The organism is Microvirga terrestris (assembly GCF_015694425.1).
Lineage (GTDB): Bacteria > Pseudomonadota > Alphaproteobacteria > Rhizobiales > Beijerinckiaceae > Microvirga > Microvirga terrestris.
Genome location: NZ_JADQDN010000005.1, coordinates 140,927 through 165,394 on the forward strand (window position 1 = coordinate 140,927; position 24,468 = coordinate 165,394).

Below are 24,468 nucleotides of genomic sequence, written 5' to 3' on the forward strand. Positions count from 1 at the left end.
GGGAGACCCGCATGACCGCCCTCTCCCGCCTCACGCCGCCCTTCGCGCCCGGCACGGTCTGGCTCGTCGGCGCAGGCCCGGGCGATCCCGGCCTGCTCACGATCCATGCCCTGAACGCCCTCGCGAAGGCGGATGTCATCGTCTACGACGCCCTCGTCGATCCTGCCGTTATCTCCTTCGCCCGCGAGGATGCCGCCCTGGAATTCGCCGGCAAGCGCGGCGGCAAGCCCTCGGCCGTGCAGCGGGACATCTGCGAGCGGCTGATCCAGCTCGCCCGCGAGGGCAAGCGGGTGCTGCGACTCAAGGGAGGCGATCCCTTCATCTTCGGGCGCGGCGGCGAAGAGGCTTTGGCCCTGGCGGAGGCCGGCATTCCCTTCCGCATCATTCCGGGTGTATCGAGCGGCCTTGCTTCGCTGGCCATCCATGGCGTGCCCGCAACCATGCGCAAGACGAACCACGCGGTGATCCTGGCCACCGGCCACCCTGCGCCGGATTCGGAAATCGAGTGGGCGTCGCTTGCCCGCACGGGCGCGCCCATCGTGCTCTACATGGCAGTCTCGAACCTTCCCTCCATCGTGCAGGGTCTCGTGGAGGGCGGGCTCTCTGGCGACACGCCAGCGCTCGTGGTCCATGGCGCAACGACCGCCAAGGAGAGCGTCGTTGAGGGCACGCTCGCGACCCTGCCGAAGCTCGCCGAGGACGGGCTCATCCGCTCGCCCGCCATCGTGGCCATCGGGGCCATTGCGGCCTTCCGCTCGGCCATCGCCAATCATCTGCTCGAGTTCGGCAGCGAGGCGGCCCAGTGAAGCTCAGCCCCGGTCTGCTGATTGCCGCGCCCCGGTCGGGCTCGGGCAAGACGACTGTCGTGCTCGGCCTGCAACGGGCGCTCGCCCGCAGAGGACTCAACGTGCGCGGCGTGAAATGCGGCCCTGATTACATCGACCCGGCCTTCCACGCGGCGGCCACCGGCGCACCAAGCTTCAATCTCGATAGCTTCGCCATGAATCGGCCCCTGCTCGAATCCATCGCATCGCAGGCTGCCGGCGACGCCGATCTCGTGCTTGCGGAAGGCTCGATGGGCCTCTTCGACGGCATCCGTCAGGAGCTCGGCCGCACGGGCGCGAGCGCCGACATAGCGGCTCTCTTCGGCTGGCCGGTGATCTTGGTGCTGGACGTGTCGGGACACGCGCAATCGGCAGCCGCCGTCGCGCTCGGCTGTGCCCGCTTCGACCCGCGGATCCATGTGGCCGGCGTGGTGCTGAACAAGGTCGCGAGCGAACGGCACCGCCGGCTGGTGGAGGATGGGATGGCCCGCATCGGCCTTCCGGTCCTCGGCGCGCTCATGCGCAACGCGGATCTCGCCCTGCCGGAGCGCCATCTCGGCCTCGTTCAGGCGGGCGAGACCGAGGAACTGGAGGCGCGGCTGGAGCGCCTGGCGGATGCGGTGGAACGCGCGATCGATCTCGACCGCCTCATGGCATTGGCCGGCCGGACGCAGCTCAACAGCCATGACGACGTGATTGCCCTGCCACCGCCGGGCCAGCGCATCGCGCTGGCATCCGACCAGGCCTTCTCCTTCGTATACCCGCATGTCGTTGCCGCATGGCGCAGGGCGGGTGCCGAGATCGTGACCTTCTCGCCTCTCGCCGACGAGGCTCCACCCTCGGATTGCGACGTCTGCTGGCTGCCTGGAGGCTATCCTGAGCTTCACGCCGGACGTATCGCGAATGCCCGGTGTTTTCTCGAAGGGCTGCGCAGCTTTGCGGCGAACAGGCGGGTCCACGGCGAGTGCGGCGGCTATATGGTGCTAGGCCAATCCCTGGAGGACGGGGATGGGCATGTGCATGCCATGGGGGGTCTCCTGCCGGTCGAGACGAGCTATGCCAAGCGCAAGATGCATCTCGGCTACCGGGTCGCTCATCTTCTTCATGACGGTGTTCTAGGATCGGCCGGGCAGCGTCTCGTCGGTCATGAGTTCCATTATGCCTCGGTCACGCAGAGCGATACGGCCGCAGAGGCCGCTTTCGCCAGGACGGCAGATGCCGAAGGGAACGACCTGGGCGTCGCCGGCCATCGACGAGGCCATGTGACAGGCAGCTTCTTCCACTTCATTGCACGCAGATAATCGGCCTCCAAACCTCTCACCCGTCCGTGAACCACCCGGAGGCAGAAGAGTTGAACAGGACCAGACATGGAGACCGACATGCGCCTGAAATTGATCCTGCCTCTCGCTGCCCTGCTCGCCTTGTCCGCCTGCGGCGACGATGGGCCGGATGAGACCGGAAGCGCGGGCACCGACAACCAGCCCGCTCAGACGACTCCTGCCAATCCTTCCAATCCTAGTCGTCCAGCCGGACCGCCTGCCCAGTAAACCGACGGCTGTTTCTCGGCATCGGGAACGCTCCTGGGGCGACGACGCCGAACGTGCGCCTTGGGACTTATCTCATGTTAATGCGCCCATAAGGGATCTGCGGTCTCTTGATTCTTGTCATGTCCGGAACGGCATCATGTCGCGGATGGGAGTCAAAGGGCAAAATGTCATCCTTTTGCCGCAGCCTTCCTTCCTGATCTGGTCAAAGCGTGGAAGAACGCGAGCGGACGTTCGAGCTTGGCAGCTTTATCCGGGAGATCGCATTGCGCTCCTGGCGCATTCAAGCTCACTCCCCTCGCCGCCAAGACGGTGGAGGCGCCCATGAATGAGGCATTCCATATCGGGCAGCTTGTCCGGATCAGCAGACCGGCCTCGGGCTATGCGGATCACCGCACCTATTGCATCGTATGCCTCGTGTCGAAGGCAGACGGTTACGCCGTTTACCGGGTCAAGAACACGGTCGGCGCCGAGCGTCTCGTCAGAGCCGATGAGATCGAGCCGGCAGCTCTCACCGCCGTACCGTAGCAATACCGCCTGACGTCCTGATCGAACAATGCCGCCGTCGGAAACAATGTCCGGCGGCGTATTAGCCCATGGTAGCGGGTGGTGGCACCTTGCCCTCCCTAGGTGGGCGCGACAGTATACATCCCCAACGAGGCCTGAAACGGGCAGCCGGCAAAAAGACCGGCAGGTGCTTGCGCCGGCACGGCCATGCATCAAGAGGGAACGTAGCCATACCGCGCCAGAAGACGCGCGGGTGCCAGGGAGATTGACGTCTTTGACGACGGCAGCAGATGCGCGCGCGGATACATTTCCAAAACTGCTCGTGCGCAACGCGCGCACGCGTCCGAACCGCACGGCGTTTCGGCACAAGGACTTAGGAATCTGGCAGTCCTGGACATGGGCCGAGGTGCACGAGATCGTTCGCGCCTATGCCAGCGGGCTGCAGTCGCTTGGACTGAAGCGCGGCGGCAAGATCGCCATCATCGGCTACAACCGCCCCTATCTTTATTGGAGCATCGCCGCCGCGCAGTGGATCGGCGCGATCCCGATCCCGGTCTACGCGGACTCCGTCGCGGACGAGATGGCCTATGTGCTGGCCCATGCGGAGGTGACCCATGCGGCCGTGCAGGACCAGGAGCAGGTCGACAAGCTTCTCTCCGTGTCCGAGCAACTGCCCCAGCTTCAGCATGTGCTCTATGACGAACAGAAGGGCCTGAGGGATTACGACCACAGCCACCTGCACTCCATCGAGTCCGTCGTGGAAGAAGGCCGCGCCCGGCTGACAGATGATCAGGAGGCGGAGGCCATCGAGCGTGCCCTTGAGGACGGCAAGGGCGCGGATCTCGCGATCATCCTCTACACCTCCGGCACCACGGGCCGCCCCAAGGGCGTGATGCTCACCTCGGACGCGGTGATCGCAGCAGCCAAGATCGGTTGCGACTTCGACAAGCTCGACGAGACCGACGAGATCATGGCCTACCTGCCGATCGCCTGGGTCGGCGACCACATCTTCTCCTATGCGCAGGCCTTCCTGGCAGGCCTGTGCGTGAACTGCCCCGAGAGCCCGGAGACGGTAGCGGACGACCGTCGCGAGATCGGCGCCACCTATATCTTCGCTCCGCCGCGCATCTTCGAGAGCATGCTGACGCTGACCATGGTGCGCATCGAGGATGCGAGCGCGCTCAAGCGGCGCATGTTCCACACCTTCATCAACCACGCCAACAAGGTCGGCGAGCGGATCCTGAACAGAGAGCCGGGCGTCGGGCTATGGGATCGCTTTCTCTGGCAGCTTGGCAACGTGCTCGTCTATGCGCCGCTTCGCAACCGCTTCGGCATGACGCGCGTGAAGGTGGGCTATACGGCGGGCGAGGCCATCGGTCCCGAGATCTTCCGCTTCTACCGCTCCATCGGGGTGAACCTGAAGCAGCTCTATGGACAGACGGAAGCCTCCGTCTACATCACCATGCAGCCCGATGGCGAGATCCGCGCCGACACGGTGGGCCGCCCTGCCCCGCAGGTGGAGATCCGCATCGCGGAGAATGGCGAGGTGCTCTATCGCTCGCCCGGCGTCTTCGTGGGCTACTACAAGGACGATGAGAAGACCGCCGAGACGAAGACTCCGGACGGCTTCGTGCATTCGGGCGATGCCGGCTTCTTCGACCAGAACGGTCACCTCAAGATCATCGACCGCGCCAAGGACGTGGGCAAGATGCGGGACGGCGCACTCTTCCCGCCGAAATACCTTGAAAACAAGCTGAAGTTCTACCCAAACATCAAGGAAGCGGTCTGCTTCGGCGACGGTCGGGATTATGTGGCGGCCTTCATCAATATCGACCTCGTGGCGGTGAGCAACTGGGCCGAGCGGAACGGCGTCACTTATGCCTCCTATCAGGAGCTCGCCGGTCATCCTCGCGTCTACGAGATGATCGAGAAACACGTGGACGAGGTCAACCGCTCGCTGGCCTGCGAACCCCGCATGGGCGGATCGCAGATCAAGCGCTTCCTCATCCTGCACAAGGAGCTCGATGCCGACGATGGCGAGCTCACGCGCACGCAGAAGGTGCGCCGCGGCTTCATCGCCGACCGCTACGCTCCACTGATCCAGGCGCTCTACGACGGCTCGGCCGAGGCGGACATCTCCACGGAGGTCACCTTCGAGGACGGCCGCAAGGGTGTGATCTCCGCAAGGGTCAAGATCAAGGACATGAAGCTCTATCCGGCCGAGAATGGGCATGTACTGGAGGCGGCTGAATGAGAGCCCCCGACAATCCCGTCTTCGCCAAGGGCGACGTGCTGCTCGCCGTGGACAACGTCTCGCTCGGCTTCGGCGGCGTGAAGGCGCTCACTGATGTGTCGTTCGACATCCGCAAGGGTGAGATCCGCGCCATCATCGGGCCGAACGGTGCCGGCAAGACCTCGATGCTCAACTGCATCAACGGCTTCTACTACCCGACGGAAGGGCGCATCACCTTCAAGGGTGTCAAGAGGCCGAAGATGCGACCCCATGAGGCAGCTCGGGGCGGCATCGCCCGCACCTTCCAGAACGTGGCCCTGTTCAAGAGCATGTCGACGCTCGACAACATCATGGCCGGCCGCTCGATCAAGATGCGGTCGAACTTCTTCTGGCAGCTCTTCCGCCATGGCCCGGCCATGAAGGAGGAAGTGGAGCATCGCCGCTTTGTGGAGGAGATCATCGACTTTCTCGAGATCCAGCACATCCGAAAGGCCCCTGTTGGAAAACTGCCATACGGCCTGCAGAAGCGGGTCGAGCTTGGGCGGGCGCTCGCCATGGAGCCGGAGCTTCTGCTGCTCGACGAGCCCATGGCCGGCATGAACCTGGAAGAGAAGGAGGACATGTCCCGCTTCATTCTCGAGGTGAACCAGCAATACGGCACCACCATCGCGCTCATCGAGCACGACATGGGCGTGGTGATGGATCTCTCCGACCGGGTCGTGGTGCTGGAATACGGGCGCAAGATCGCCGACGGGACGCCGCAGGAGGTCAAGAGCGACAAGCGGGTGATCGATGCCTATCTCGGCGTGGCGCATTGAGGACGGGCGATGGACATTCTCTATAAGGTTTTCATCGAACCCTTCGTCTTCATGGGCGAGGCGCCGGATCTGCTGATCCAGACTCTTTGGGAAGGGCTCGTCTCCGGCGTGCTCTATGCGCTGATTGCGCTCGGCTTCGTGCTCATCTTCAAGGCATCGGGCGTCTTCAACTTCGCTCAGGGCATTATGGTCGTGTTCGCGGCCCTGACCCTGGTGGGGCTCTATGAGAAGGGCGTGCCGGCCTTTCTGGCCCTGATCCTCGCGGCCTTGACGATGCTCGTCCTGGCCGTGGTGGTGGAGCGGGTGGTGCTGCGCCCGCTCGTCAACCAGCCCGACATCATCCTGTTCATGGCGACCTTCGGGCTCACCTACTTCCTCATCGGCTTCGGCGAGCTGATCTTCGGCGGCAACCCGAAGGAAATGATCACCGGGGCATTGTTCCTGCCTCAGGGAACGACGGAACTGGACATGCTGGGCGGAATGGTGCGCTTCCAGCACCTCGACATTGCCGCCGCCGTCATCGCCTCCATCATGATCGGCCTGCTGGCGGTGTTCTTCTCCAAGACCCGCATCGGGCGGGCGCTCCGCGCAGTGGCGGACAGCCACAAGGCGGCCCTCTCGGTCGGCATCTCGCTCAACCAGATCTGGGTCATCGTCTGGTTCGCCGCAGGCCTCGTGGCGCTGGTCGCGGGCATCATGTGGGGCGCACGCTCAGGCGTGTCCTTCTCGCTCCAGATCATCGCCCTGAAAGCTCTCCCCGTTCTCATCCTCGGCGGCTTCACCTCCATTCCCGGGGCCATCATCGGCGGCCTCATCATCGGGGTGGGCGAGAAGATCGGCGAGTTCTACTGGGGGCCTCTCGTGGGCGGCGGCGTCGAGACATGGCTTGCCTACGTGATCGCCCTGCTCTTCCTGCTTTACAGGCCACAAGGACTGTTCGGCGAGAAGATCATCGAACGGATTTAAGAGGGATTGTTCAGTGCTCTACCGTGAGGCCGGCCAGTTCAAGACCAGCTACGTCGCAGACAGCGCGATCTTTCCCCTGCGCCAGGACAGGATCGGGCTCGGCCTCATCATCGTCGCCGCTTATGCCTTGGCGTTCATCGGCAACAGCTTCCTACTGCAGGCGGTGATGATCCCGTTCCTGGTGTTCTCGCTCGCCTCCATCGGGCTCAACATCCTCACGGGCTATACGGGCCTGCTGTCGTTGGGCACCGGTGCCTTCATGGGCGTGGGCGCGTATGCCTGTTACAAGCTGATGACCGCCTTTCCGGAGGTGAACGTCATCGTCTGGATCCTCATGTCCGGCTTTTTCTCTGCCGCCATCGGAGCCCTGTTCGGGCTGCCGTCGCTGCGCATCAAGGGCTTCTATCTGGCGGTTGCGACGCTTGCCGCGCAGTTCTTCCTGCAATGGTGCTTCATCCGCATCCCATGGCTCGTGAACTACAACGTCTCAGGCGCCCTCGATGCGCCGTTGCGCACCCTGTTCGGCACGCCGATCATGGGTCCGAACGCAACGCCGCAGACGCGCTATCTTGTAGTGCTGACCATCGTGATCCTGCTCACTTGGCTCGCCTCTAACCTCGTCCACGGCCGCATCGGGCGCATGTGGATCGCGATCCGTGACATGGACCTGGCGGCGGAGCTCATGGGCATTCGGCCGCTCCAGACCAAGCTTTTGGCCTTTGCTGTGTCGTCCTATTATTGCGGCGTCGCCGGCGCGCTCCTCGTGTTCCTCTGGTACGGCGGCGCGGAATACGACGTGTTCAACATCAACCAGTCCTTCTTCATCCTGTTCATGGTGATCATCGGGGGGCTCGGCAGCCTCATCGGCTCGTTCTTCGGCGCGGCACTCATATTTATTCTTCCCATCGTGTTGGGCATCGTGCTGCCAGCAATGCTCTCGCCCTTCGGCATCTCGGTGGGCGCCGACGTGATCGAGCACCTGCGCTTCATGATCGTGGGGGCGCTCATCATCTTTTTCCTGATTGTCGAACCGCACGGCCTCGCGCGGCTCTGGCAGATCGGCAAGCAGAAGCTCCTGGTCTGGCCGTTCCCCTACTGACGGCGGACCGCAAGGAGACGAAAACGGAACAAGAATTCGGCCACCGGTCGATACAACGGGAGGAAACGCAACCATGTCGTTTCGCAGAATTGGTCTTGGATTAGCCGCCGCGACGATGCTCGCGGGCATGGCCCTTCCTGCTTTCGCGCAGGACTCGGTCTATGTTCCCCTCTTCACCTACCGCACCGGCCCATTCGCCGGATCCGGCACCCCCATTGCCGACGGCATGCACGATTACCTGCGCATGCTGAACGAGCGCGACGGCGGCATCGGCGGCGTGAAGCTCGTTCTCGAGGAATGCGAGACCGGCTACGATACCAAGAAGGGCGTCGAATGCTACGAGTCGGTGAAGGGCAAGAACCCGGTCATTGTGAACCCGTGGTCGACGGGCATCACCCTACCACTCATTCCGCGCGCTTCCGTGGACAAGATCCCGATCCTATCCATGGCCTACGGTCTCTCGGCTTCGGCCCGTGGCGACATCTTCCCCTGGGTCTTCAACCCCCCGGCCACCTACTGGGACGGCCTGTCGATGATCATCAAGTACATCGGCGAGAAGGAAGGCGGCCTGGAGAAGCTCAAGGGCAAGAAGATCGGCTTCCTGCATCTCGACGCCGCCTTCGGCAAGGAGCCGATCCCGCTGCTCCAGGAACTGGCAAAGGATATCGGCTTCGAAGTTGCGCTCTATCCCGTCGCAGCCCAAGACATGCAGAACCAGGGCTCACAATGGCTCAGCGCCCGTCGCGACCGGCCCGACTACATGATCATGTGGGGCTGGGGCTCCATGAATGGCGCAGCCGTAAAGGAAGCGGTCCGCTCCGGTTATCCGATGGACAAGTTCTACTCGGTCTGGTGGCCGGGTGAGGACGACGCCCGCTCGGGCGGCGCCGGCGCCAAGGGCTTCAAGATGCTGAACTGGCATGCCGTGGGAACGAACTTCCCGGCCATCCAGGACATCCAGAAGCATGTAGTCGACAAGGGTTTCTCGAAGGCTCAGAAGGACAAGGTCGGCGAGCTTCTCTACAACCGCGGCATCTACAACTCGCTGCTGATTGCCGAGGGCATTGCCCAGGCTCAGAAGGTCACCGGCAAGAAGGCCGTGACCGGCGAGGATGTGCGCCGCGGCATGGAGAACATCAAGCTCGATCCGGCCCGCCTGAAGGAGCTCGGCCTCGAAGGCTTCACCGACCAGCTCGTTCTCTCCTGCTCGGACCACAACGGCCACCGTGCCGCCTTCATGCAGGAATGGGACGGCACCAAGTGGGTAAAGATCTCCAACCCCATCGAGCCGATGACCGACCGCGTCAAGGGTCAGCTCGAAGCCGCTGCGAAGGACTACGCCGAGAAGAACGCCGGCTGGCCCAAGCGGACCGAGGCTTGCGACAAGGCAAGTTAGTTCGAACGCATCTCACCCTCTCCTCCCTGCGGGAGAGGGTGGCGAACGCAAGTGAGCCGGCAGAGGGGCAGTTCGATTGAGCACGGCCCCTCTCCCACCCTGCTTCGCAGGGCACCCTCTTCCGCTCAGGGGAGAGGGCTTGGAGATTGAAATGACCGCCGCCGTTCAACCTGTCTCAGCCGCCGAAACCGTCCTCACGGTCAACAACATTGAAGTCGTTTACGACCACGTGATCCTCGTGCTCAAGGGCGTCTCGCTGAATGTGCCCAAGGGTGGCATCGTCGCGCTGCTCGGGGCGAACGGCGCAGGCAAGACGACGACGCTCAAAGCCATCTCCAACCTGCTGCACGCCGAGCGCGGCGAAGTGACGAAGGGCTCGATCGAGTTCAATGGCGAGCGCGTCGACAAGCTCTCACCGAACGAGCTCGTGCGCCGCGGCTGCATCCAGGTGCTGGAGGGCCGCCATTGCTTCGGCCATCTCACCATCGAGGAGAACCTGCTCACCGGCGCCTTTACACGCAAAGACGGCAATGCCGCCATTCGCCGTGACATCGAGGCGATCTACGAATACTTCCCGCGTCTCAAGCAGCGCCACACGTCGATGGCAGGCTACACCTCCGGCGGCGAGCAACAGATGTGCGCCATCGGGCGCGCCATGATGTCCAAGCCCTCGATGATCCTACTGGACGAGCCTTCCATGGGACTCGCGCCGCAGATCGTGGAGGAAATCTTCGAGATCGTGCGCAAGCTCAATGCGACGGAGGGCGTCTCCTTCCTGCTGGCAGAGCAGAACACCAACATGGCTCTCAAATACGCCACCTATGGCTACATCCTTGAGACCGGACGCGTGGTGATGGACGGGCCGGCGCAGATGCTGCGCGAGAACGAGGACGTGAAGGAGTTCTACCTCGGCGTTTCGGAGGGCGACCGCAAGTCGTTCCGCGCCGTGAAGAGCTACAAGCGGCGCAAGCGCTGGCTGGCTTGATAGGTGCGGTAGATGGTAAGTCTTGAAGACTGGCTGCGAGAAGAAGACGCCCAAACTCTACAGGAACGAGTAGATCGCGCTGAGAAGCTGTTGAAATTGTTTCCAGATACAGAAACAGGTATCTTATTTTTCGGCGGCACAGAGTCCTATAGAGCCTTTGTAGAGGCGAAGCTGGCATACATAAATGGGCTCTACCTATCAGCAATTTTAACTGCGCTGGCTACAATAGAGAGGCATTTTGCCGGCGTATTTTACGCATCCGGCCTTGATAGTGCCAAGAGGATGAGTTTCGAAAACTTATTAAAACGGGGTCAGAAAACGGGTTTGTTTAGCGACGACCATGCGGAAGATTTCGAGAAATTTAGATTGATCAGAAATTCATACGCTCACTTCCGAGAGCCTCTCCACGAACTTTCGAGCATCAAGCGTATGATGCAAGAAGAAGCAGGCTTTGAGACTATTCTTCATAATGATGCGTTAGACGCGCTGCGCGTTATGGGACGGTACTTCAATGAGTACCCTTACCCAGGAGTAAGAGTAAGCTCAAAAGAAGCAGAAGTTAAAAAGAGTGCTGATGTCTGATTTTTATGACGCTCTCGAAACCCGTGATCCCGCCGAGCGCGAGGCTGCCCTCTTTGCGCGGCTGCCCGAGATCCTGAAGCATGCACTCCATTCGCCGGCCTATGCCGAGCGGCTGAAGGGGATCGACCCTGCCGGCATCACGAGCCGGGAGGCTCTGGCGAGGCTGCCCGTGCTGCGCAAGGCCGAACTGCCGGAGTTGCAGAAGTCCGCTCTGCCCTTCGGCGGCCTCATCGCCGATGTGCCCGGATCCTTCGGACACCTCTTCACCTCACCGGGGCCGATCTTTGAGCCTGAATCCGCCACCTCCGATCCCTGGCGCTCGGCGCGCGGGCTATTCGCAGCAGGCTTCCGGCGCGGCGATGTCGTGCTCAACACCTTCAGCTATCACCTCACGCCCGGCGGCTTCATCATGGATTCCGGCGCACGCGCCCTGGGCTGCGCCGTCATTCCCGCCGGCCCCGGCAACACCGAGCAGCAGTTCGAACTGATCGAGGCCTACCGCCCGGTCGCCTATTGCGGCACGCCGGACTTTCTCAAGATCCTGCTCGACAGCGCTGCGGCATCGGAACGGGATGTATCCTCCATCCGGCGTGCGCTCGTGTCGGGGGCGGCCTTTCCGAAATCGCTTCAGGAGGAATTCTCCTCCAGGGGCATCGAGGCCTATCAGGCCTATGCCACGGCGGATATCGGCTTCATCGCGTATGAGACCCTTGCCCGCGATGGGCTCGTGTTGAACGAGGACATCATCGTGGAGATCGTGCGGCCAGGCACTGGCGATCCCGTGCCTGAGGGCGAAGTCGGCGAGATCGTCGTCACCACCCTTGATCCGTATCACCCCTTCGTCCGCCTTGCCCTTGGCGACCTCACGGCTGTCATGGCCGGCGCGAGTTCCTGCGGGCGCTCCAACACGCGCATCAAGGGCTGGATGGGCCGGGCCGATCAAGCCACGAAGGTGAAGGGCATGTTCGTGCGTCCCGAGCAGGTAGCAGAGATCGGCCGCCGCCATCCGGAACTGGGCCGTCTGCGCCTGAGAGTAACCCGGGAGGGCGAAACGGACGTGATGACTCTGGTGGCGGAAACAGCCAGGCCGGGCGATGATCTCGCCGCAGCTGTTGGCGTGACGTTGCAGAACATCGCCAAGCTGAAGGGTGCCGTGACTTTCGTCTCACCTGGAGGCCTTCCCAACGACGGAAAGGTCATCGCCGACGAGCGCACATACGACTAAGCCATTCCGCTTTCATCCCAGCAATTAGGCTTTGCGTGAATGCAATGACAGCCAAGCTTCCGTCGCTTGAACCCCTGACTCGCAATTCATAGGCTCAAGCTCGACAGTGATTCGCAAAATCGGGAAAAAGATGAAGGATTACAAAAAGAAAGAGCACCCCAAAGGGTGCTCTAAGGTGTCCGGCCGTAGGGGCAAAAGTGACCGGAGATGCGTGTAAACGCAGGTACTAGAAGTTAGTTCCAAAGTTTTTTGAAAAATTTTATGGCCTGAACAACGCCTCAATCAGGTCACGTTTTCCAGGTCTAGAGCTGAGCTTCCCGTGGGGGCAACTACGGGCCGGGGCCGCGACCAAAGATCCTTCAAGGACGGGTCGCGGCCAATTTCCCTCTTCCATTCATATCTGTGCCTTCGCCCATTCGAGACTCTGAAGGCTTAGAAGGGGTCCGAGGCTTCCCGGACCCCACGGGCACAAGGTCTGTTGGCTCTCAGTAAGTGCCGAACTTGAAGTTCAGCTTGGCCCTGGCGACGAAGAAGTCGTTGTCATCGTTGCCAATGTCGGGCGCAACCACTGGGATGGCAGCCCCTCCACCAGCCGGGGTAAAGGTTCCGACCGTGCCGCCAAAGTCATCATCTTCATCGAAGCTAAGCCATAGCCCTTCGACGCCGAAGGTGACTGCCGAGGAGCCGAACCAGTTTACCGGTAGCGCCCATTCAACACCGCCGCCGGCCACCCAGCCGGTGTTGTCGTCGGTATAGGCCAAGCCGCCGGTGGCGTAGATCAGCACCCGGTCGAAGGCCACACCCGCCCGCGCACGCACAGTACCGAACCAATCCGAAAGGTTGTTGTCAAACGTGCCCGGCACAAAGGTGCCAGGCGCCCCAGCTGGGACGAAGGCCACATCCACGTTCTGATCGGTGTCGGCCCACTGGATGTCGGTCTCGAGACCAATGACGAAGGAGCCGATCTGGTAGTTATAGCCGATTTGCGCGCCGCCCGTGAAGCCGCCGTCGCTGTTGTTGTCGAAGTTCAGCGTGCCTGGCGTGGCCCCGCCGAGGATAACGGTTTGCTGGTCGTCACTGCGCCAGCCCCAACCGGCGTTCACACCGGCATAAAAACCAGTCCAGGTGAAGATCGGAGCGGCTGCGATGATTGGAGCTGGAGGAGCAGCGCGGGCCGGGAGGTCCGCAGCAGAGGCAGCGGCTGCAGCAAGCGTTATGCCGGCAACCCCTGTCAGGAGACTAAGTACACACTTTCTCATGACCGTAACCCCTTGATGTGAGGATTCACGGGCAAAACTTACGCCTCTTACGCCGAGGAATGCTATGGCAGATCAGCAACACCTGAGCAAACCTCAAGTATTCAAGTGGCAAAAAAGTAGTACTACTTTCGTACTTGAGAATATTATCTATAGATGATGAAAATAAGTCTCTTAATAAATGATTGAAGACCGATTGACATTGCTGATTGTGAATGCACTAATATCTGCGTTTTCGGCTTGACAACCGAAGGCGAGGAGATCACTCACCCTGCCCTCACCGGGCGGGGTTTTTTCTGGAAATGACGCTCCAAGCAATTCAGCGGGACTATAGGTCGCCGAGTAGCAATTGAGCCTGACTGCTTGCCTTCGGGCCAGGGCGTTTCTTGTCCGGAGACGCGGATGCGCGAGTGTCGCGGTTCACGGCGCGCTTTGGAGCATCCGGACTGACCATCCGTGCCTTCGCCTTGTCTCTCGCGATCGCTTCTGGAGCTGCCGGATTTTCGTCCAACCACTTTCCACGCTTGATGACCTCATTGACGCGGCCCTGGTTGACACCAAGCTGGAAGGCGATCTCCTGCTGGGTCATCTCTGTCGTCGCGTGAAGCTCCAGGATGCGCCTGGCAAGTTCCGGCGTCATCTTCCGCCCAGCAATGCGTCGCGCTGGCGCCACCGAACGCTTCGTGCGGTCACGATCCCTCAGCTTCTGCAGAATGGCGAGCGCCATGTTCATTCCCTGCTCGCGCAGGGCATCCTCGAATTCTTTGAGCGTGGTCAAATCGAACGCACTCCTTCAGAGACAAGGAAGATAGATAGGCGCCCGGCTCCGGGCCTGAACGTCCTTCAATGGACAACGGCTACGCTCAGGCTTGGTTTCAGCCACGGCCGGACGATCAATCTTCCTCTTCCTTACAGGGCCAGGATTTGGGCTGGGACAGACCGTCCGGAAGCTTGGTCTGCGCAGTGCCGCAGGCGATGTCGACTTGGCTTTGGGTCAGGCCGACGGCGCGGCTCAGGTCCGAGCCGCCGATCTGGGCCAGAAACATGTATGTCCCGGAAAACTTCGCTCCCTGAAGGTCTAGCCCGGTGAGGCGTGCGCGGGACAGATTGGAGTAGCTGAAATCCGCGCCCGTCACCTTGGCGCTCTGAAAGAGCACGCGGGCGAGTTCGGCCTTGGCCAGGTTTGCTCCCGTCAGATCGGCGCCGCTGAAATCGGACCGGTTCAGCTCGGCCTTATTGAAGTTCGCCCCCGCGGCTTTGGCTTGAGCGAAGTTCGAACGGCTCATATCCGATGAGACGAACAAGGTCCCGGTCAGATTGGCCTGTCCGAAATTGGCCCGCCAACCCAGGGCCTTGGTAAAGTCGGCGCGTGACAGATCCGCTCCCTCGAAGCGTGTGCGGCTCACTTCGGTCTCGGCAAGGTTAGCCCCTGCCATCTTTGAGGACGCGAAGTCGCTTAAGGTCAGCAGGGAGCGCTGAAAAATAGTTCCGGTCAGGTCCTCGCCGGTGAGGACGAGGCGGGCCTTGGAGCATCCGGACCAGTCGGCACCGGGAGCGGGCGCATCCTGACACTTGGCCACCGCCGCTCCTCCGAAGAACACAAGGAGGATAAAGCCACCCACGATCCGGCTCCACACCTCTACCGCCAGCAATGACGCCCGAATCTGCACGCGATCATGACCCTCCATTAGTGCCTCTCAAGTCTTTGACTGATAACTAGGCTTCACGCCTATGCCGAGGAGACCCGAGCCGCAACTTTCCTTGATTGTGCAAGACTCGACTTCCTTTTCCTATGGTCTAGCTTCTGCATCGATTCTTGTGGAGCCACACATGCGTAACACCCTCACCATTTCTGCATTTCTTCTCGCCGGCTTCACCCTAGGCGGCTGCGTCGCCTCCACAGGTCCCGTCGGCGTGCTGCCCCGCGATCCTGTTCCGCCCCCGCCTTCCGTCTCCGGCCAAGCACCACGAGGCAACGTCGCCAACCCGAATGCGCGCACGACGACTCAGCGGCGGACCTTGAGCGTGCCGGGCCAAGCGGCTGCACCCCGTTCGTAATCAAATCAACGACGCAGCGCCGCCTATGCAGAGCCCCTTCTTAAGGGGCTTCTATCCTGCGCCAATGCGTAGCTGGCGCAGATTCCTATTCCGATGGTATATGCCCTAACGTGACATACGAATGCGGGTGAGTTTCCATGACTTGGGTTGAGGCCATCGGCTGGTTTGGGGCGGCCCTTGCCATCACGGGCAGCGCGATGAAAACAATCATCCCGCTGCGCTGCATCGGGATCGGGGCCAACATCTGCTCCCTCATCGTCTCGGCTTTTCTCGGCAATATTCCCGGCGTCGTGGCCAATCTGATACTGCTGCCGATCAACAGCGTGCGGCTCTATCAGATGCTCGGCCTGATCAAGCGCGTGAAGGAGGCCTCCAAGAGCGACCTGTCGATGGAATGGCTCAAGCCCTTCATGACCCGCCGCAAGACAAAGGCCGGCGAGGTGTTGTTCGCCAAGGGCGATGTCGCCACCTGCATGTTCTACACGATCTCCGGGCGCTATCGCCTGAAGGAGATGGGGATCGAGCTGGTTCAGGGCCACGTCGTCGGCGAGATGGGTTTTCTCTCCCCCAACAACACCCGCACCCAGACCCTGGAATGCATCGAGGCCGGCGAGGTCCTGAGCATCTCTTATGACGAGGTTCGCCAGCTCTATTTCCAGAACCCGCAGTTCGGATTCTATTTCCTCCGCCTCGCCAGCGAGCGGCTGTTTAACAACATGGAGAAGATGGAAGACGAGATCGTCCGCCTTCGCACCGCCCTGCCGGAGGTCGCGACGGTCCGGAAGGCCGCCTCAGCTTAGAAGAACTATAAGGAATTCTTAGTTTAGAATTCTTATAAGTTATTGATTTCCATTTGGTTTTTGATTGACCGCAAAGTGCCATCATGGTTCTTGCAGCATCAATGGGGCACGGCACCATGCCGCCCATGATCAATTCTGAAGGAACCTATGATGGCGAACATCTCGTTTGCGCGCGGCATGCTCTATGGGGCGGCTGCTCTTGGTGCCCTGGCCGGTTCGGGTCTCTCCGCCTCGGCCGAGGAAGTGCTGAACATCTACACCACCCGCGAGCCCGGACTGATCAAGCCGGTCCTTGATGAGTTCACCAAAGAGACCGGGATCAAGGTCAACACGATCTTCATCAACAACGGCCTCGAAGAGCGCATCCGCACCGAGGGCGCGAACAGCCCGGCCGACGTGATCATCACGGTCGATATCGGCCGCCTGGCAGCCGCCAAGGACTACGGCGTGACTCAGGCCGTGAAGTCCGAAGCGCTCGAAAAGGTCATCCCGACGGCCTATCGCGATCCGGAAGGTCACTGGTTCGGCATCGCCCTGCGCGGTCGTGTCGTCTATGCCTCGAAGGAGCGCGTGAAGCAGGACAAGATCACCTACGAGGAGCTCGCCGATCCCAAGTGGAAGGGCAAGGTCTGCATCCGCTCGGGCCAGCATCTCTACAATATCAGCCTGATCGCTGCGATGATCGCCCATAAGGGCGAGGCGAAGGCCGAGGAATGGCTGAAGGGCGTGAAGGCGAACCTCGCCAAGAAGCCCTCAGGCGGTGACCGCGAGCAGGCCAAGGATATCCTGGCCGGCGTCTGCGACATCGCAGTCGGCAACACCTACTACGTCTCGCTCATGCTCAACGGCACCGACGCCGAACAGAAGAAGTGGGGCGAGGCGATCAACGTGATCCTCCCGACCTTCGAAGGCGGCGGCACGCATGTGAATGTCTCCGGCCTCGCGCTGGCGAAGAACGCTCCGAACAAGGCCAATGCCGTGAAGTTCATGGAATATATGGTCTCGGACGCATCCCAGCAGATACATGCCGAGCTCAACTCCGAATACCCGATCAAGGCCGGCATCAAGATCCACCCGACCATCGCGTCCTTCGGCGAGCTCAAGGCCGACAACGTGCCGATTGCCGAGATTGCCAAATTCCGCAAGAAGGCCAGCGAGCTGGTCGACAAGGTTGGCTTCGACCAATAAGACAAAGGGCGGCTCAATGAACCGCTCTCTCCTTTTTAAGAGAGGCGCTGCCGGCAACGGCGGCGCCATTTCCGTTTGACCGTGATCGCCAGAACCCAGACAGCCATCGGCCTCTCGGCCCGCACGAAGGCGAAGCGCATCCCATGGTGGCTGTCCGCCGCCGTGGCGGCTGTCGGTCTGCTGGTTTTTCTGCCGGTGGCCGCCCTGATCGGCATTGCGGCCGAGGGCGATGCGGAGATCTGGCCGCATCTCATTGCCAATGTGCTTCCGGCAAGCACCATCGACACGCTCTCCCTGCTTGCCGGCATCGCCATCGTCGCGGGCTCCATGGGGATCACGACGGCCTGGCTCGTCACCGCGCATCGCTTCCCCGGCCATAATATCCTGGTCTGGCTCCTGCCGCTGCCGCTCGCCGTGCCGACCTACATCACGGCCTATATCTATGTGGAGATCTTCGACTCCGCTGGCCTCGTGCAGATGGCCTTGCGCGAGTTCATGGGCTGGCGGTCACGCACCGATTACTGGTTTCCGGAAATCCGCTCGCTCCCCGGCTGCATCCTCGTCATGTCCGCGGTGCTCTATCCCTACATCTACATCGCCGCGCGGGCGATGTTCCTGACGCAGAGCGCCAGCATGCTGGAGGTGGCGCGCACCCTGGGCGCGAGCCGCATCAAGCTCTTTCGCATCATCGCGCTACCGCTGGCCCGCCCTGCGCTGGCCGTCGGCCTGTCGCTGGCGTTGCTGGAGGCGCTCAACGATATCGGCGCGAGCGAATATCTCGGCGTGCGCACGCTGACGGTCTCCGTCTACAACACCTGGCTCAACCGCGGCAGCCTCGCGGGTGCGGCGCAGATCGCCTGCGTCATGCTGGCCTTCGCCGTAGGGCTGATCCTGATCGAACGATACGGCCGGCGGGACAGGCGCTATGCCCTTTCGCCAAAACGCCATCGCACGGTGCATCCGGTTCCGCTCAAAGGCGGACGCGCCTGGACGGCCTCCGTGCTCTGCGCCCTGCCGGTCCTGCTGGGCTTCATCCTGCCGACGGGCTTTCTTCTCCGCGAGACTCTGCGCGGCGGCCTGTTCGGTCAGTTCGACACGGACTTCCTTGCGCATTTCATGACGACCATCGGGTTGTCGGTGGTGGCGACCGTTGCGGTGCTGGCCATCGCCGTCATGCTGGTTTCAGCCGTGCGGTTGTCCAAGAACTCCCTTACCAAGGGAGCCGTCTTGGTCGCGGGTCTCGGATACGCCTTGCCGGGCACCGTGCTGGCGCTGGGGCTGATGACGCCCCTGGTCGGCTTCGATAACTTCATCGGCACGATCTGGCGCCACCTGACAGGTGAGCGTCTCGGCCTCCTGCTCATGGGCGCTGCGGGCGGCATCGTCATTGCCTACGTGATCCGCTTCCTGTCAATTGCGACGGGCTCCCTCTCGGCCGGCCTCGACCGGGTGTCGCCGAGCCTTGAGGATGCGGCACGCACGCTCGGTGCCTCCCAGCGGGAGATGGTTTGGAAGATCCAGATCCCGCTCATGCGCCCGGCCTTGGCAAGCGCCGCTCTGCTGATCTTCGTCGACTGCATCAAGGAGCTGCCCGCAACCCTGCTGCTGCGGCCCCTCAATACGGAAACGCTCTCGACGCTCGTCTACACCTATGCCTCGCGCGGCCGCTTCGAGGATGGATCGCTGGCCGCGCTGGTCATCGTGCTGGTCGGCCTTGTTCCGGTGATTCAGCTGATGCGTAGCGCCGAGGCTCGCCCGAAGGTGGCGGTGGAAAGCACGAACTCATCGGGAGCAGTCAGCCCATAAGAAAAGCGGCCTGGAAGGGCCGCTTTTCTTATTCGTTTGAGATGCAGGCTTTATGCCGCGTTCGACTGACCGCCGTTCAGGGCAACCTTGAAGTCCGCTGCCGTCTTGGCCTTGATCTCCTCGACCGTTACGCCTTCCGCCAGCTCGATCAGAGTCATGCCGGAGCCGCCTTTCTTGTCGATGGCGAATACACCGAGATCGGTGATCACCAGATCCACCACGCCGGTGCCGGTCAGCGGCAGGTTGCACTCCTTCAGGAGCTTGGGATCCTCCGAGCCGTCCTTGGCCCTCGCCACATGTTCCATGACCACCACGACGCGCTTCACGCCCGCCACGAGGTCCATGGCGCCGCCCATGCCCTTCACCATCTTGCCGGGGATCATCCAATTGGCGAGATCGCCGTTCTGAGCCACCTGCATGGCGCCGAGGATCGACAGGTCGATATGACCACCGCGGATCATGCCGAAGGAATCGGCAGATGAGAAATAGCTCGTGGTCGGCAGCTCGGTGATCGTCTGCTTGCCGGCGTTGATCAGGTCCGCATCCTCCTCGCCCTCCAACGGAAACGGGCCCATGCCCAGCATGCCGTTCTCCGACTGGAGCTGCACGCGCATGCCCTTGGGGATGAAGTTGGACACGAGCGTCGGGATGCCGATGCCGAGATTGACATAAAAGCCGTCGCGCAGCTCCTTGGCGGCACGAGCGGCCATCTGTTCACGGGTCCAGGCCATCAGACTTCCTCCCCTGCTCCCGCCGGCACGGCGGCTTCCGCGCGCTTGCGGGTCGTGCGTTGCTCGATGTGTTTGACCGGGTTCGGCACATGCACCATGCGCTTCACGAAAATGCCTGGAGTGTGCATGCAGTCCGGGTCGATCTCGCCAGCCGGCACCAAATGCTCGACTTCGGCGATGGTCATCCGCGACGCAGTGGCCATCATCGGATTGAAGTTGCGGGCGGTCTTTCGGTAGACGAGATTGCCTTCCGTGTCGCCCTTCCAGGCATGGACGATGGAGATGTCGGCAAACAATCCCGTCTCCATGACGTACTTCTCGCCGTTGAACTCACGCACCTCCTTGCCCTCGGCGATGAGGGTGCCCACACCGGTCTTAGTGTAGAAAGCCGGGATGCCGGCGCCACCAGCGCGGATGCGCTCGGCCAGCGTGCCCTGCGGGTTGAACTCGAGCTCCAGCTCGCCGGAGAGGTACTGCTGGGCGAAGAGCTTGTTCTCGCCGACGTAGGACGAGATCATCTTGCGGATCTGACGGGTCTCCAGAAGGCGGCCGAGGCCGACCCCGTCTACGCCCGCATTGTTGGAGATGAAGGTCAGCTCCTTCGCCCCCGAATCACGGATTGCCTCGATCAGCGCCTCGGGAATGCCGCAGAGGCCGAAACCACCGGCCATGATGGTCATGCCATCCTTGACCAGACCAGCCAGCGCCGAGCTTGCGTCGCTGTAAACCTTATCCATCAAATCCTCTCCTTGTGGGCAGGTGCCTGCCCGTTCGAAGTGTCGCGGTTCGAATGGCGGCCACCCTGCAACCTGGCCTCAATTTAGACAATCCCTTCGTATGGATATATGGATAGTATTCATGAATTCGGCCCTGCCTGAGGACATCCCGTCTTCACCGCTTGCGAGGCAGCGCCCAAGGTTTACAACATTCGCTCAATGTCCCGCCGCGTTGTCTTTCTCATCGCCTTGATCTCGCTTGCCGTTCTCGGGACGGCGGCCTCCCCCTGGACGCTGCCCGGAGGTGGCCTGTCGGCGGAGCTGAAGGAGCATGTGAGGAGCCGGTACGGGCTGGATCTGACGGTCAGGGGCCGGAGCACCTTCGCGGTGCTTCCCATCCCGCGGGTCAAGTTCGAGAATGTAGCGCTTGAGTTTCCGAATGGGGCGCTCAAAGCCGAAGGTGGCATCCTAAGGGGCGAGCTGCGCATCCTTCCGCTGCTCTTCGGGCGGGTCGACCTCTCCGATTTCGACCTGACGGAAACCCGCATCACCGCCTCGGCCCAGAAGCTCCAGGCCGTCAAATGGACGGAGATTTTCAAGGACCGCGCGACCGAAACCCATGCCCGCCGGCTGGTGGTGACCAAATCCTCGGTGCGCTGGACCGACCTAAAGAGTGCCCATCTCGACGACCTCAATGCCATCATCCGCTGGGTGGATCCATCCGAGCCGATGACGATGTCGGGATCCGCCCAGTGGCGGGACGAAGTCGTCTCCCTGGAGCAGGCCTCGTTCTTCCCCGACCTGCTGGCCGCCAACAAGATCAGCCCGTTCTCCCTCACCCTCTCCGCGCCCGGCGCCCGGCTCACGGCCGAAGGCGAGGCACATCTGGGAGATGGCCCTAGCCTCACGGGAGAAAGCACCATCAAGACTGCTTCGGTGCGCGACTTCACCCGCTGGAGCGGGATGGATCTTCCCTTCGGATCCCTTCTGCGGGCCCTTTCGATCAGCGGCGACTTCTCCATGGACCGCCGCCGCCTGTCCTGGCCTGCGGTCTCCATCGCGCTAGGCTCCGACACGCTGGAGGGTACCCTGGGCGTCCGCTTCGATACGGAACGGCCGGTCGTCACCGGCACCCTGGCCGCCGATACGCTCAACCTGTCAGACCTTTTCGCCCCGTTCAATCAGACACGAACCTCCTCGGGCGCATGGAGCGAAGAGACAATCGACCTGGCCGGGGCCACAGGTGCCGACCTCGACCTTCGCCTGTCGGCTTCAAGCGCCAGCGTCGGGCGCCTCAGCCTGGACGACATGGCGGCCAGCGTGCTGGTCCAACCCGGCCGCATCGAGGCCTCCATCGGGCGGGCGGACTTCTATGACGGCACGTTGAAGGGGCGGCTGTCTCTGGCGGCTCAGGACGGCCTTGTCGACTTCAAGAGCCAAGGAACCTTCTCAGGAGTGAAGATCGCCACCTTCCTGGCCGCGGTCGGCGAGCCCCGCTGGATCACCGGCCGGGCCCAGGGGCAGTTCAGCTTTGACGGCGAAGGTCGCAACCCTGCGGACGTGATCCGTCAGGCAGCGGGCCGCTCCTCGGTCGAAATAACTGATGGAGAACTGGTGGGGATCAATCTTGAGGATGCCCTTCGACGCGTGGATAAGCGCCCTCTTCTCGCATCCCTGAACTGGAAAGGCGGTCGCACGCCTTTCAGTAAGGCCGAAGCCCAAGTCATGATGCGGGACGGCGTCGGTGAGATCGTCGAGGGTAAGCTGAAAGGACCCGCCGTGCAGGCCGACCTTCGCGGGCAGGTGCTGATGGTCGACCGGACGCTCCAGGTCACGGCAGGCGTTGCAGCGGTCGATGCGCCAGCAGGACAAGCCCCTGCCCTTGCCTTCGACGTGACAGGCGATTGGGACAATGTCGCCATCAGCCCTCAGGTCCGCTCGCTGATCGAGCGGTCGGGCGCGGCGAAGCCGCTCTTCCCGTCGCAGCGTGTTCCCGCCGGCGAGCAAAGGCCGCAGGCCACCGCTCAGTGAGAGTTACGGCGCGAGCGCAGTACCGAGCGCTTGCTCAGCAGAGTCGCTGAAATCACGCCGACGGTTACAATCCCGATCAGGATGGCTGAGGCCGCATTGACCTCCGGCGAGAGCCCGAGCCGCACGGCGCTGTAGATCTTGATCGGCAGCGTCGTAGCCCCAGGGCCTGTGTTGAAGCTCGCGATCACGAGATCGTCCATCGACAGGGTGAAGGCGAGCAGGAAGCCCGCCACGATCGAGGGTGCGATCAGCGGCAGCGTCACCGAGAAGAACGTGCGCAGGGGCGGTGCGCCGAGATCCATCGCGGCCTCCTCGAGCGAGCGGTCGAAGGTCATGAGACGCGACTGCACCACCACGGTCACGAAGCACATGGTGAGCGTGGTGTGGGCGAGCGTGATGGTCCAGAAGCCCCGGTCGAAACCGACGGCGACGAAGAATAGCAGCAGCGACAGCCCGGTGATCACCTCCGGCATGACCATGGGCGCATAGACCATTCCGGTAAACAGCGTCCGCCCGGGAAAGCGTCCGTAGCGGGCGAGTGCCAGCGCCGCGAGGGTGCCGAGGAGGGTGGCCAGCGTTGCTGACAGGAACGCGACACGCAACGTCACCCAGGCCGCTTCCATGAGCGCCTCGTTCCGGAACAGGGCGCCGTACCAATGCGTGGAGAAGCCGCCCCACACGGTGACGAGCCGCGACGCGTTGAACGAATAGATCACCAGCAGCAGGATCGGCAGGTACAGGAACGCGAACCCGATCACGAGCGAGGTGACGTTGAAGACGCTCAGGCGGCGCATCGTCATCGATGTGCCTCCAAACGGCGGGCCTCGACATCGCGATAGATTACGATGGGCACCACGAGAACGATCAGAAGCAGGATGGCGACCGCGGAGGCCAGCGGCCAGTCGCGGTTCGAGAAGAACTCGCTCCAGAGCTGCCGGCCGATCATCAAGGTCTCCGAACCTCCGAGGAGGTCCGGGATCACGAACTCGCCCACCGCCGGGATGAAGCACAGGAGCGAGCCTGCAATGATGCCCGGCATGGCAAGCGGCACAGTGATCGTCCAGAATGAGCGCCATGGCGTCGAGCCAAGGTCGAGCGCCGCCTCGAGCAGCGTGTCGTCCATCTTCTCCAACGTCGCGAAGAGCGGTAGCACCATGAAGGGCAGATAGGCATAGACGATGCCGATATACACAGCCGTCTCGGTGTTCAGGATGTCCAGCGGTTCGGAGATCAGGCCGATTGCCACGAGCACCTGCGTCAGCAGCCCTTCGGGCTTAAGGATCGCCACCCAGGCATAGATGCGGATGAGGAAGCTCGTCCAGAACGGCAGGATAATCGCCGCAACTAGGAGCGCTCGATAGCGCTCCGGCGCGCGCGCCATGCCGTAGGCGATGGGAAAGCCTACGAGGAGCAGCAGCAATGTCGAAACGGCGGCGATGCGCACGGATGAGATGGTTGCGCGGAAATAGAGGTCGTCCTCGGTGAGCAATATGAAGTTCTCGAAGTCGAGCGCGCTGAAGAAGCCGGCGATGTCGCTCCACTCGAAGACCGGCTTGTAGGGCGGCTGCGCCACCGCCGGGTCCGAGAGGCTGATCTTGAGAACAATGAGGAACGGCACGAGAAAGAGCACGCCGAGCCAGAGGTAAGGCACGGCGGGCACGAGACCCGCGGAGAGGCGCCGCGTAAGGGTGCGATCCGTCATG

Annotated in this window: 24 protein-coding genes; 17 read left to right on the forward strand and 7 right to left on the reverse strand. The window is 62.2% G+C overall.

Annotated elements, in window-relative coordinates:
- Window positions 1-11 precede the first annotated feature (11 nt).
- The 12 genes from cobA to I2H36_RS11915 all read left to right on the forward strand — a co-directional run bounded on the left by cobA (window position 12) and on the right by I2H36_RS11915 (window position 12,179).
- Window positions 12-806 carry a uroporphyrinogen-III C-methyltransferase gene (gene cobA / locus I2H36_RS11860; RefSeq protein WP_196264110.1) on the forward strand — a complete coding sequence of 265 codons (795 nt, stop codon included), beginning with the start codon at window positions 12-14 and terminating at the stop codon, window positions 804-806.
- The gene (locus I2H36_RS11865; protein WP_196264111.1) at window positions 803-2,125 is read left to right on the forward strand and encodes a cobyrinic acid a,c-diamide synthase CobB; all 1,323 of its coding nucleotides are present in this window, start codon (window positions 803-805) and stop codon (window positions 2,123-2,125) included. The genes cobA and I2H36_RS11865 overlap by 4 nt, the downstream gene beginning before the upstream one ends.
- Window positions 2,126-2,203: 78 nt before the next feature.
- Window positions 2,204-2,371, forward strand: coding sequence for a hypothetical protein (locus tag I2H36_RS11870; RefSeq protein WP_196264112.1), 168 nt, complete (start codon window positions 2,204-2,206; stop codon window positions 2,369-2,371).
- Window positions 2,372-2,692: 321 nt separating this feature from the next.
- Complete coding sequence (locus I2H36_RS11875; protein WP_196264113.1) at window positions 2,693-2,896, forward strand: hypothetical protein; 204 nt, start codon at window positions 2,693-2,695, stop codon at window positions 2,894-2,896.
- Window positions 2,897-3,149: 253 nt separating this feature from the next.
- Window positions 3,150-5,129 carry an AMP-dependent synthetase/ligase gene (locus I2H36_RS11880; RefSeq protein WP_246718768.1) on the forward strand — a complete coding sequence of 660 codons (1,980 nt, stop codon included), beginning with the start codon at window positions 3,150-3,152 and terminating at the stop codon, window positions 5,127-5,129.
- A complete protein-coding gene (locus tag I2H36_RS11885; protein ID WP_196264115.1) occupies window positions 5,126-5,926 on the forward strand; it encodes an ABC transporter ATP-binding protein in 801 nt (266 codons plus the stop codon). The genes I2H36_RS11880 and I2H36_RS11885 overlap by 4 nt, the downstream gene beginning before the upstream one ends.
- A 9-nt stretch (window positions 5,927-5,935) precedes the next feature.
- On the forward strand, window positions 5,936-6,892 hold the full coding sequence (locus I2H36_RS11890; RefSeq protein ID WP_196264116.1) for a branched-chain amino acid ABC transporter permease: 957 nt from the start codon (window positions 5,936-5,938) through the stop codon (window positions 6,890-6,892).
- A gap of 13 nt (window positions 6,893-6,905) precedes the next feature.
- Window positions 6,906-7,991, forward strand: coding sequence for an ABC transporter permease subunit (locus tag I2H36_RS11895; RefSeq protein ID WP_196264117.1), 1,086 nt, complete (start codon window positions 6,906-6,908; stop codon window positions 7,989-7,991).
- 73 nt (window positions 7,992-8,064) lie between these two features.
- Window positions 8,065-9,387, forward strand: a complete 1,323-nt coding sequence (locus tag I2H36_RS11900) for an ABC transporter substrate-binding protein (protein ID WP_196264118.1) — start codon at window positions 8,065-8,067, stop codon at window positions 9,385-9,387.
- 151 nt (window positions 9,388-9,538) lie between these two features.
- Window positions 9,539-10,372, forward strand: a complete 834-nt coding sequence (locus I2H36_RS11905; RefSeq protein WP_196264119.1) for an ABC transporter ATP-binding protein — start codon at window positions 9,539-9,541, stop codon at window positions 10,370-10,372.
- Window positions 10,373-10,384: 12 nt separating this feature from the next.
- Complete coding sequence (locus I2H36_RS11910) at window positions 10,385-10,954, forward strand: hypothetical protein (RefSeq protein ID WP_196264120.1); 570 nt, start codon at window positions 10,385-10,387, stop codon at window positions 10,952-10,954.
- On the forward strand, window positions 10,947-12,179 hold the full coding sequence (locus I2H36_RS11915; RefSeq protein ID WP_196264121.1) for a phenylacetate--CoA ligase family protein: 1,233 nt from the start codon (window positions 10,947-10,949) through the stop codon (window positions 12,177-12,179). Before I2H36_RS11910 ends, I2H36_RS11915 begins: the two co-directional genes overlap by 8 nt.
- A gap of 485 nt (window positions 12,180-12,664) precedes the next feature.
- Here I2H36_RS11915 and I2H36_RS11920 read toward each other — a convergent pair whose 3' ends face one another.
- From I2H36_RS11920 to I2H36_RS11930, 3 genes are all read right to left on the reverse strand, one after another.
- The gene (locus I2H36_RS11920) at window positions 12,665-13,438 is read right to left on the reverse strand and encodes an outer membrane protein (protein WP_196264122.1); all 774 of its coding nucleotides are present in this window, start codon (window positions 13,436-13,438) and stop codon (window positions 12,665-12,667) included.
- 325 nt (window positions 13,439-13,763) lie between these two features.
- Window positions 13,764-14,213, reverse strand: a complete 450-nt coding sequence (locus tag I2H36_RS11925) for a sigma factor-like helix-turn-helix DNA-binding protein (RefSeq protein WP_196264123.1) — start codon at window positions 14,211-14,213, stop codon at window positions 13,764-13,766.
- A 115-nt stretch (window positions 14,214-14,328) separates the two neighbouring features.
- The gene (locus tag I2H36_RS11930; RefSeq protein ID WP_196264124.1) at window positions 14,329-15,057 is read right to left on the reverse strand and encodes a pentapeptide repeat-containing protein; all 729 of its coding nucleotides are present in this window, start codon (window positions 15,055-15,057) and stop codon (window positions 14,329-14,331) included.
- A gap of 208 nt (window positions 15,058-15,265) precedes the next feature.
- On the opposite strand from I2H36_RS11930, the gene I2H36_RS11935 reads away from it, so the two are divergent.
- The 4 genes from I2H36_RS11935 (at window position 15,266) to I2H36_RS11950 (ending at window position 19,287) form a co-directional block, all read left to right on the forward strand.
- Window positions 15,266-15,493, forward strand: a complete 228-nt coding sequence (locus I2H36_RS11935; protein WP_196264125.1) for a hypothetical protein — start codon at window positions 15,266-15,268, stop codon at window positions 15,491-15,493.
- 137 nt (window positions 15,494-15,630) lie between these two features.
- Window positions 15,631-16,293: a Crp/Fnr family transcriptional regulator gene (locus tag I2H36_RS11940; RefSeq protein WP_196264126.1), complete on the forward strand. Its 663-nt coding sequence runs from the start codon at window positions 15,631-15,633 to the stop codon at window positions 16,291-16,293.
- A 147-nt stretch (window positions 16,294-16,440) separates the two neighbouring features.
- Window positions 16,441-17,481 carry a Fe(3+) ABC transporter substrate-binding protein gene (locus tag I2H36_RS11945; RefSeq protein ID WP_196264127.1) on the forward strand — a complete coding sequence of 347 codons (1,041 nt, stop codon included), beginning with the start codon at window positions 16,441-16,443 and terminating at the stop codon, window positions 17,479-17,481.
- Window positions 17,482-17,562: 81 nt separating this feature from the next.
- Window positions 17,563-19,287 carry an ABC transporter permease gene (locus I2H36_RS11950; RefSeq protein ID WP_343234444.1) on the forward strand — a complete coding sequence of 575 codons (1,725 nt, stop codon included), beginning with the start codon at window positions 17,563-17,565 and terminating at the stop codon, window positions 19,285-19,287.
- Window positions 19,288-19,337: 50 nt separating this feature from the next.
- Here I2H36_RS11950 and I2H36_RS11955 read toward each other — a convergent pair whose 3' ends face one another.
- Both I2H36_RS11955 and I2H36_RS11960 read right to left on the reverse strand, forming a co-directional pair.
- Window positions 19,338-20,018 carry a 3-oxoacid CoA-transferase subunit B gene (locus I2H36_RS11955; protein ID WP_196264128.1) on the reverse strand — a complete coding sequence of 227 codons (681 nt, stop codon included), beginning with the start codon at window positions 20,016-20,018 and terminating at the stop codon, window positions 19,338-19,340.
- Entirely contained in the window at window positions 20,018-20,755 is a 738-nt protein-coding gene (locus I2H36_RS11960) for a CoA transferase subunit A (protein ID WP_196264129.1), read from the reverse strand. The genes I2H36_RS11955 and I2H36_RS11960 overlap by 1 nt, the downstream gene beginning before the upstream one ends.
- Before the next feature lie 198 nt (window positions 20,756-20,953).
- On the opposite strand from I2H36_RS11960, the gene I2H36_RS11965 reads away from it, so the two are divergent.
- Window positions 20,954-22,765 carry an AsmA family protein gene (locus I2H36_RS11965; protein WP_196264130.1) on the forward strand — a complete coding sequence of 604 codons (1,812 nt, stop codon included), beginning with the start codon at window positions 20,954-20,956 and terminating at the stop codon, window positions 22,763-22,765.
- Here I2H36_RS11965 and I2H36_RS11970 read toward each other — a convergent pair.
- Together I2H36_RS11970 and I2H36_RS11975 are read right to left on the reverse strand one after the other, a co-directional pair.
- Window positions 22,759-23,559: an ABC transporter permease gene (locus I2H36_RS11970; protein WP_196264297.1), complete on the reverse strand. Its 801-nt coding sequence runs from the start codon at window positions 23,557-23,559 to the stop codon at window positions 22,759-22,761. The two genes, I2H36_RS11965 and I2H36_RS11970, sit on opposite strands and share 7 nt — an antisense overlap.
- Before the next feature lie 2 nt (window positions 23,560-23,561).
- Entirely contained in the window at window positions 23,562-24,467 is a 906-nt protein-coding gene (locus I2H36_RS11975) for an ABC transporter permease subunit (protein ID WP_196264131.1), read from the reverse strand.
- Window position 24,468 lies beyond the last annotated feature (1 nt).

Excerpts from the sequence above, each read along its gene's own strand:
- I2H36_RS11945 (WP_196264127.1), top strand. The coding sequence starts at position 16,441 with ATGATGGCGAACATCTCGTTTGCGCGCGGCATGCTCTATGGGGCGGCT.
- I2H36_RS11955 (WP_196264128.1), bottom strand. The coding sequence starts at position 20,018 with ATGGCCTGGACCCGTGAACAGATGGCCGCTCGTGCCGCCAAGGAGCTG.
- I2H36_RS11875 (WP_196264113.1), top strand. The coding sequence starts at position 2,693 with ATGAATGAGGCATTCCATATCGGGCAGCTTGTCCGGATCAGCAGACCG.
- I2H36_RS11900 (WP_196264118.1), top strand. The coding sequence starts at position 8,065 with ATGTCGTTTCGCAGAATTGGTCTTGGATTAGCCGCCGCGACGATGCTC.
- I2H36_RS11885 (WP_196264115.1), top strand. The coding sequence starts at position 5,126 with ATGAGAGCCCCCGACAATCCCGTCTTCGCCAAGGGCGACGTGCTGCTC.
- I2H36_RS11940 (WP_196264126.1), top strand. The coding sequence starts at position 15,631 with ATGACTTGGGTTGAGGCCATCGGCTGGTTTGGGGCGGCCCTTGCCATC.
- I2H36_RS11965 (WP_196264130.1), top strand. The coding sequence starts at position 20,954 with ATGTCCCGCCGCGTTGTCTTTCTCATCGCCTTGATCTCGCTTGCCGTT.
- I2H36_RS11960 (WP_196264129.1), bottom strand. The coding sequence starts at position 20,755 with ATGGATAAGGTTTACAGCGACGCAAGCTCGGCGCTGGCTGGTCTGGTC.
- I2H36_RS11890 (WP_196264116.1), top strand. The coding sequence starts at position 5,936 with ATGGACATTCTCTATAAGGTTTTCATCGAACCCTTCGTCTTCATGGGC.
- cobA (WP_196264110.1), top strand. The coding sequence starts at position 12 with ATGACCGCCCTCTCCCGCCTCACGCCGCCCTTCGCGCCCGGCACGGTC.
- I2H36_RS11935 (WP_196264125.1), top strand. The coding sequence starts at position 15,266 with ATGCGTAACACCCTCACCATTTCTGCATTTCTTCTCGCCGGCTTCACC.
- I2H36_RS11975 (WP_196264131.1), bottom strand. The coding sequence starts at position 24,467 with ATGACGGATCGCACCCTTACGCGGCGCCTCTCCGCGGGTCTCGTGCCC.
- I2H36_RS11910 (WP_196264120.1), top strand. The coding sequence starts at position 10,385 with ATGGTAAGTCTTGAAGACTGGCTGCGAGAAGAAGACGCCCAAACTCTA.
- I2H36_RS11870 (WP_196264112.1), top strand. The coding sequence starts at position 2,204 with ATGCGCCTGAAATTGATCCTGCCTCTCGCTGCCCTGCTCGCCTTGTCC.
- I2H36_RS11920 (WP_196264122.1), bottom strand. The coding sequence starts at position 13,438 with ATGAGAAAGTGTGTACTTAGTCTCCTGACAGGGGTTGCCGGCATAACG.
- I2H36_RS11915 (WP_196264121.1), top strand. The coding sequence starts at position 10,947 with ATGTCTGATTTTTATGACGCTCTCGAAACCCGTGATCCCGCCGAGCGC.
- I2H36_RS11905 (WP_196264119.1), top strand. The coding sequence starts at position 9,539 with ATGACCGCCGCCGTTCAACCTGTCTCAGCCGCCGAAACCGTCCTCACG.
- I2H36_RS11970 (WP_196264297.1), bottom strand. The coding sequence starts at position 23,559 with ATGCGCCGCCTGAGCGTCTTCAACGTCACCTCGCTCGTGATCGGGTTC.